Annotated in this window: 8 protein-coding genes; all 8 read left to right on the top strand. The window is 67.4% G+C overall.

Annotated elements, in window-relative coordinates:
* A partial coding sequence (locus tag VIR09_RS29385) for a zinc-binding dehydrogenase (RefSeq protein ID WP_332016081.1) occupies positions 1–493 on the top strand: 493 nt, incomplete at its 5' end.
* Between the two features lie 79 nt (positions 494–572).
* Entirely contained in the window at positions 573–1385 is an 813-nt protein-coding gene (locus tag VIR09_RS29380) for an ABC transporter permease (protein ID WP_332016080.1), read from the top strand.
* The gene (locus VIR09_RS29375; protein ID WP_332016079.1) at positions 1382–2191 is read left to right on the top strand and encodes an ABC transporter permease; all 810 of its coding nucleotides are present in this window, start codon (positions 1382–1384) and stop codon (positions 2189–2191) included. The genes VIR09_RS29380 and VIR09_RS29375 overlap by 4 nt, the downstream gene beginning before the upstream one ends.
* A gap of 70 nt (positions 2192–2261) precedes the next feature.
* Positions 2262–3344: an ABC transporter substrate-binding protein gene (locus tag VIR09_RS29370; protein WP_332016078.1), complete on the top strand. Its 1083-nt coding sequence runs from the start codon at positions 2262–2264 to the stop codon at positions 3342–3344.
* A gap of 36 nt (positions 3345–3380) precedes the next feature.
* Positions 3381–4199 carry an ABC transporter ATP-binding protein gene (locus tag VIR09_RS29365; protein WP_332016077.1) on the top strand — a complete coding sequence of 273 codons (819 nt, stop codon included), beginning with the start codon at positions 3381–3383 and terminating at the stop codon, positions 4197–4199.
* A gap of 12 nt (positions 4200–4211) precedes the next feature.
* Positions 4212–6440, top strand: a complete 2229-nt coding sequence (locus VIR09_RS29360; protein ID WP_332016076.1) for an alpha-ketoacid dehydrogenase subunit alpha/beta — start codon at positions 4212–4214, stop codon at positions 6438–6440.
* A gap of 28 nt (positions 6441–6468) precedes the next feature.
* Positions 6469–6921, top strand: a complete 453-nt coding sequence (locus tag VIR09_RS29355; protein WP_332016075.1) for a VOC family protein — start codon at positions 6469–6471, stop codon at positions 6919–6921.
* Positions 6922–6984: 63 nt separating this feature from the next.
* Positions 6985–7309 (top strand): lipoyl domain-containing protein (locus tag VIR09_RS29350; protein ID WP_332016074.1); only part of this gene is annotated, 325 nt, incomplete at its 3' end.

Genomic DNA, 7309 nt, shown 5'->3' with positions numbered 1-7309 from the left:
GGGCGGCGGCGCCATCGGCCTGCTGACGGCGCTGCTGCTGCGCAGCCAGGGTTGCCGCGTCAGCCTGGCCGAAACCAACCCGCTGCGGCGCGCCTCGGCGCAGAAGCATGCGGGCTGCATGGCCTTCGATCCGCGCGAGACCGCTCCGGCGCGGGGCGCTTATGAACTGGTGGTGGACGCGGTGGGCGGCAAGCTCACGCGTCCGGCCGCGCTGGCCGCGGTCCAACCGGGCGGCGTGATGCTGCACATCGGCCTGCAGGACTGGGCCAGCGAGATCGACATGCGGCGGCTGACGCTGGACGAGATCACCTTGATCGGCGCCTACACCTATACCAGCGCCGACCTGTGGGCGACCGTGGACGCGCTGCACCGGGGCGTCTTCGGCGATCTGTCCTGGGTCGAGGAGCGTGAGCTGGGAGCGGGCGCGCAGGCCTTTTCCGATCTGGACGGCGGCCGCGCGGCGTCGGCCAAGATCGTGCTGAGGACGCATTGACATGGTCCGGCATCCGCTTTCCCCCCGCGCCGTCGCCGGCGCCCCGGCCGCCCTGGCCCTGCTCGACCGGAGCGCCGCCATGACTGTCGTCAGCCCCCCCGCCAATCCGCCCGCGCCGGCACGTCGGCGCCTGTCCCTGCGCTGGCTGGTCAGCGGCGCATCGGTCGCGGCGCTGCTGCTGGCCTGGTACCTGGCCACGGGTCCGCTGGAACTCCTGAGCGCGGTGCAACTGCCGTCGCCCGTTGACGCCTGGGACGCCTTGCTGGAGATCGCCGGGGCAGGCTATGCCGACGGCACGCTGCTGCAGCACGTCGCGGCCAGCACCGGGCTGGTGCTGTACGGCTTCGCGGCGGCGGCGATGACGGGCGTGCCGCTGGGCATCCTGATGGGGCAGAGCCGACTGGTCGAAGCCTACGTCAACCCGGTGTTCCAGATCGTGCGCCCGATTGCGCCGATTGCCTGGATTCCGCTGACCATCCTGTGGTTCGGGCTGGGCACCAGCGCCAAGGTCTTCGTGATCTGGCTGGCGGCCTTCGCGCCCACCGTGATCAACACCTACACCGGCGTGCGCAACATCGACGACACGCTGATCCAGGCGGCGCGCGTCAATGGCGCCGCCGGTCGCCGGATGCTGCTGGATGTCATCGTGCCTGGCGCCTTGCCCGCCATCTTCACGGGCCTGCGGACTTCGCTGCAGGCCTGCTGGATGGTGCTGGTGGCTGCGGAACTGGTCGGCTCCTTCATCGGCCTGGGCCATGTGCTGATCATCGCCACGCGCGACCTGAACTCGGGAATGATCGTGGTGGCCATGGCCGCGGTGGCCGGCATGGGCATGCTGATGTCCGCGCTGCTGGCGCAGGTGGAACGCAGGGTGATGCCATGGAAAGCATGAACAGGACAGCCCAGGGCAGCGCCCACGCCATCGTCTCGCGCCGGGTGTTGGAACGCTGGCTGATGCCGGCCCTGGGCCTCGCCACGCTGTTCGGCGGCTGGGCGCTGCTCTCCGGCCTGGGCCTGGTGTCGCCGGCCTTCCTGTCGGGGCCGCTGACGGTGTTGCGCAGCATGGCCGAGCACACGCGCGAACCCTATGCGGGCTCGGTGCTGCAGATGCATCTGCTGGCCAGCCTGGAGAAATTCCTGATCAGCTTTTCCATCGCGGTCCTGCTGGGCGTGCCGCTGGGGCTGTTCATGGGGCGCTTCAAGGCCATGGACTGGGCGGTGGCGCCGGTATTCGAGGCGTTCCGCTTCATTCCCCCCATTGCCTGGGTGCCGTTCGCGATTTTCTGGTTCGGCACCGGCTTCCTGTCGCCCACGCTGGTGATCTTTGCCGGGGCCTTCGCGCCTTGCGTGCTGAACGCCTACCGCGGCGCCAAGCAGATCGACCGCGCCCTGATCGAGGCCGGCCAGATGCTGGGGGCCGGGCGCTGGGTGACGCTGACCGAGATCCTGCTGCCGGCGTCGTTGGCGCACATCGTCGCCGGCATCCGGGTCGGGGCGGGGTTCGGCTGGCAGTCATTGATTGGCGCGGAACTGATCGTGGGTTCCACCGGGCTGGGCTACATGATCGTGCAGGGCGGCAGCAACCTGGAACCTGCCATCGTGATCAGCGGCATGATCACCATCGGTTTGATAGGCGCGGGCATCGACTATGGCATGCGCGCCTTGCAGCGACGGGTGCAGCGCGACTGGTCGCGCTGATCCCCAGGGAAAGAGGAGGAACAACTGGCAGGCAGTGCAGGTAGCGGCATTCCATATTGGAGAGAGACAGATGACACATTACAAAGGCCTCAAGGCCTTGGCAGCGCTCGTGATCGGGTGCTGGCTGGGGGGACCCGGACAGGCGGCGGCCCAGGCCGCGCCCGCGGGCACGGAGCTGTTCACCATCCGCATCGGCCAGCAGCCGCAGCGGTGGGCGCTGGAGTGGTACATCGCCAGCGAGAAAGGCTGGTGGCAGGAGGTGGGCCTGAAGCCCGAGATCTCGACCTTCGCCTCCGGTGCGTTGGAAATCGCTGCGGGCGCGTCCGGATCATGGGACGTGGGCGGGGCGGGCAACATCCCGTCGCTGCTGGGGGCGTCGAAGTACGGCTTGCAGACCATAGGCATCGCCGACGGCGAGGCCGCCATCATCACGCTGATGGCCACCAAGGAGCGGGCCGACGAATACCTGAAGAATCCGGCGCTGCTCAAGGGCAAGACCATTCCCGTCACCAGCAATTCCACCGGCCAGTGGGGCGCGGCCGAATGCCTGTCCAGGAAGTTCGGGCTTAAGCCCGAGGACTATCGTTTCGTCAACCTGTCTCCGCCCGACATCAACGCCGCGGTGATGAGCGGCAAGTACGACATTTCTTCCGTGTGGGCGCCCAACACCTACATCCTGCAAGAGGCCATAGGCGCAAAGGTGATCTGCACCGGCGCCGAGCTGAAGATGCCGATCCACAGCTACCTGTTCACGACGCCGGCATTCGCCAAGCAGCATCCGGACAAGGTCGCCCGCTTCCTGGCGGTCTATCTGCGCGCGGTGGCCTGGCAGCGGGCCCATCCCGAAGAGGCGAGGGCGTACCTGAAAGCCTTCTTCGGCAGCGTGGGCGTGAAGTTCCCGGACAAGTACCTGGAGCAGGAATTGCGCGACCGGCCCGCCTTCGACCTGGCGGAGCAGACCAAGCTGTTCGCGCCCGGCCCGGGCGGTACCTCGGAGATGGTCGGCTGGTGGAACAGCGTGGGGGAATTCATGGTGTCCGCGGGCGTGGTCAAGAAGATCCCCGATCCCAAGACCATGGTCACGGGCAAGTATCTGCAGATGATCCAGGACGATCCCAAGCTCCGGGCCTTCGTCGCCGATGTCGCGAAGTAGGCCTGCGGCCGCGGCTCTCTATAAAGGAACGCAAGCATGAGTCAGATTACTTTCGAGCGGGTGCAGCGCACGTTCAGCCGGGGCGGGGAAAGCTTCCTGGCCCTGGATGACGTGAGTTTCGAGGTGGGCGAGAGGGAATTCGTTTCTATCGTCGGGCCGTCCGGCTGCGGCAAGACCACCTTGATGCGCATGGCGGCCGGCCTGGAGTTTCCGTCGGCGGGCAGCGTGCGGGTGGGCGGCAAGGAGGTGCGGGAGCCGGGCCCGGACCGCGCCGTCGTGTTCCAGCAGTTCGCGTTGTTTCCCTGGAAGACCGTGACCGAGAACATCGGCTTCGGCCTGAAGTGCAAGGGCGCCACGCGCGAGGCGCGGGCGCGGACGGTGGCGCGCTACATAGAGCTGATGGGCCTGTCGGGTTACGAGCAGGCCTATCCGCACCAGCTGTCCGGCGGCATGCAGCAGCGCGTGGCCATCGCGCGCAGCTACGCCCTGGACCCCGACGTGCTGCTGATGGACGAGCCCTTCGGCGCGTTGGACGCCCAGACCCGCGTGGTCATGCAGGAAGAGCTGGTCAAGCTGTCGCGGCTCAATCCGCGCACGGTGCTGTTCATTACCCACAGCGTGGAGGAAGCGGTGTACCTGTCCGACCGCGTGGTGGTGCTGACAGGCCGCCCGGGACAGATCAAGGAAATCATCAACGTGGCCGACGTGCGCCGGCGCGAGGACTGGGACAGCATGGAGCGGATCGAGGACGTGATGGACATGGAGGCGTTCGTGCATTTGCGCACGCACATCTGGAAGCTGCTGCGCGCGCAGGAGACCGAACCGCTGGACGCCGCCCTGGCCGCGGCCCACTGAAGGGAAGCATCGATGAAGCATATCAATGAAGGCGCGGCGCCCGCCGCGAAGACCTCGCGGCTTGCCGCCCTGCATACCGAGACGCCCTGGTGGCGGCTCAGCGCCACCGCCGCGGACGCGCAGGCCATCGAGCCGCGTGAAATGGTCCGCATGCTGGAGCAGCTGATACTGATCCGGCGCTTCGAGGAAAAGCTCTTGAAGCTGAGCGTGGCCGGCATCCTGCATGGTCCGGCGCATTCCAGCATCGGTCAGGATGGGGCGGCCGTGGGGGTCATGTCGATGCTGGAATCGGCGGATAAGATCAACGGCACCCACCGCATGCACCACCAGTTCCTGGCCAAGGCGCTGAACCACGCCACGCCGGCGGATTATTCGCCGCTGGCCTCGGATACCCTGGACGCGCACCGCGACGTGATCTACCGGACCTATGCCGAGATCCTGGGCCTGACGCCAGGCTACTGCGGCGGGCGCGGCGGCTCCATGCACCTGCGCTATCCCGAGGCGGGCATCTACGGCTCCAACGCCATCGTGGGCGGCAACCCTTCGCACGCGGTGGGCTACGCCTTCGCCGACAAGCTGCGCGGGCGCGATCACGTGTCGGTGGCCTTCTTCGGCGACGGCGCCATGCAGAGCGGCGCGGCCTACGAGGCCATGAACCTGGCGGCGCTCTACAACACGCCCACTATTTTCTTCGTGGAAAACAATCTGTACGCGGTGTCCACGCACGTGTCGGAGCAGACCCGCGAGACCCGCCTGTCGGCGCGCGGCCTGTCCCTGGGCGTGCCGGCCATCGAGTTCGACGGCATGGATGTCGTCGCGGCGCGCCTGGCCATGCAGGAGGCCCGCGCCATCATCCGCCGCGACGGCGGGCCGGTGTTGCTGGAAGCGCAGACCTACCGCTACCTGCACCAGTCGGGCGCCCTGAAGGGCAGCGCTTTCCGCTACCGCGACAAGGACGAGGAAGAGGCCTGGAGCGCACGCGATCCCATCTCGACTTTCCCGGCGCAGCTGAAGTCGCTCGGCCTGATCGACGACGCCGGCATGGCCCGCCTGGAGCGCCGCGCCGATGAATTGATAGACGGCGCGCTGGACCGGCTGCTGGAGAACTACGGTGACGAGGCCGCGCAGCGTATCCGCCCCGAGCTGTGGCCGGACCCGGCCAGCGTGGACAGCGGCATCCGCGGCGATCTGGGCGAGTTGAAAGGCCAGCGCGCCGTGGAACTGGAGGAGCAGGCGCCGGCCGATCTTACGGACGCCAAGTTCCAGGACGTGATCTCGCGCGCCATGCTGCTGAATATGCAGCGCGACGACGGCATCTTCATCCTGGGCGAGGACGTGCATCGCCTGAAAGGAGGCACGGCCGGCGCCACCAAGGACATCGGCGACCACTTTCCGGACCGCCTCATCGGCACGCCCATCTGCGAGAACGGCTTTACCGGCCTGGCGCTGGGCGCGGCCTTGAACGGCATGCGCCCGGTGGTGGAGATCATGTATCCCGACTTCGCGCTGGTGGCGGCGGACCAGCTGTTCAACCAGATCGCCAAGGTGCGCCACATGTTCGGCGGCAAGTTCGCGGTGCCCGTGCTGGTGCGCAGCCGGGTCACCGCCGGTACCGGCTACGGCTCGCAGCATTCCATGGACGCCAGCGGCTTGTTCGCGCAATACCCGGGATGGCGCATCCTGGCGCCGTCGCGGCCTTACGACTACATCGGGCTGCTCAATGCCGCGCTGCGCTGCGACGATCCGGTCCTGATGGTGGAATACAACGACCTGTTCAAACAGGTGGGCAAGGTGCCGGCCGCAGACTGGGACTACATCGTGCCCATCGGGCGGGCCCGCGTCGCGCGCGAAGGCGCGCGCTGCACCATCCTGACCTACGGCGTCATGGTCGATATCTGCTGCCAGGCCGCTGAGCGGACCGGCATCGACGCCCAGGTGATAGACCTGCGCACGCTGGATCCGCTGGGCATCGATTGGGAAACCATCGCGGCGGGCGTCAAACGCACCCAGGCGCTGATGATCGTGGAGCAGACCACGCGCGGCACGTCGATCGGCTCGCGGGTGGCGAGCGAGGCGCAGTCCCGGTTGTTCGACTGGCTGGACCACGAGATCGTGCACGTCACGGGCGCCAATTCCTCGCCCGTGGTTTCCAAGGTGCTGGAGCGCGCCGCGCTGGCGGATGCGCAGGCCGTGGAGACCGCGCTGCGGTCCCTGGATAGCCGCCGCGGCGGCTCACGCTGACGCAGGCGTTTGAGCCTGGGAGAGAAAAATGCTCAAAGACAAATTGCTTGCCACGCACCATACGGCCGTCTGCGTCAATGATTTCGAGCGCGCGCGGAATTTCTACACCGGCTTCCTCGGCTTCGAGCTGGAGGGGGAAATGGACCACCGCAGCGAGCCCGCGCTGGGCGTAGTGGTGGGCCTGCCGGGCGCGACCATACGCTGGGCCATGCTGCGCCACGGCGGGCACCGGGTCGAGCTGTTCAAGTACTACACGCCCGATGGCGACAAGCAGCCGCGCCGCCAATGCGATTTCGGCTACAGCCACATGGCCTTCGAGGTGGCGGACGTGGATGCCGTGTATGAGCAGGCGACGCAGGCCGGCTACGAAAGCGTGTCCTCGCCGTGCGTCATGCGGCAAGGGCGCACCAAGGTGTTCTACCTGATGGAGCCCGAAGGCGCCATCACCGAGTTCATCCAGTTCATGAACCCGGCCGCCTGACGCCGCGCTGGCACAAAGCGCTCCGAAAACTGGAAGGGCGCATCGGATTTCGAAGGAACAAGCATGACGAGAATGTTGGATATGGTCGTCCCGCCGACGGGCGAGGCCCTGGACGCCGCCCGCCTGGTTGCGTGGATCGTGACGCCGGGCCAGGCCTTCAAGGCTGGCGACGTGCTGGTCGAGATCGAAACGGACAAGTCCATCATCGAGGTGCCTGCGCACAATGACGGGGTCATGGTGGAGCATCTGGTCGCCGTGGACGGCATTGTGAACGCGGATACGGTGATCGCAAGAATCCAGATGGAAGGCGAGGCAGCGCCGGCGCAGGCTCCGCGCGCAGCGGCAGCGGCGCAGTCTGCTTCAGCCACGCCGGCAGGCGCTGTGCACG

It is taken from the genome of Achromobacter sp., from assembly GCF_036567245.1.
Lineage (GTDB): Bacteria > Pseudomonadota > Gammaproteobacteria > Burkholderiales > Burkholderiaceae_B > Achromobacter.
Note: the sequence above shows the minus strand (reverse complement) of the source record. Positions and strands in the feature narration are given on the sequence as shown.

What these genes read in the sequence shown, in the direction of transcription:
- VIR09_RS29360 (WP_332016076.1), top strand. Translation starts at nt 4,212, where the DNA reads ATGAAGCATATCAATGAAGGCGCGGCGCCCGCCGCGAAGACCTCGCGG.
- VIR09_RS29375 (WP_332016079.1), top strand. Translation starts at nt 1,382, where the DNA reads ATGAACAGGACAGCCCAGGGCAGCGCCCACGCCATCGTCTCGCGCCGG.
- VIR09_RS29380 (WP_332016080.1), top strand. Translation starts at nt 573, where the DNA reads ATGACTGTCGTCAGCCCCCCCGCCAATCCGCCCGCGCCGGCACGTCGG.
- VIR09_RS29355 (WP_332016075.1), top strand. Translation starts at nt 6,469, where the DNA reads ATGCTCAAAGACAAATTGCTTGCCACGCACCATACGGCCGTCTGCGTC.
- VIR09_RS29370 (WP_332016078.1), top strand. Translation starts at nt 2,262, where the DNA reads ATGACACATTACAAAGGCCTCAAGGCCTTGGCAGCGCTCGTGATCGGG.
- VIR09_RS29365 (WP_332016077.1), top strand. Translation starts at nt 3,381, where the DNA reads ATGAGTCAGATTACTTTCGAGCGGGTGCAGCGCACGTTCAGCCGGGGC.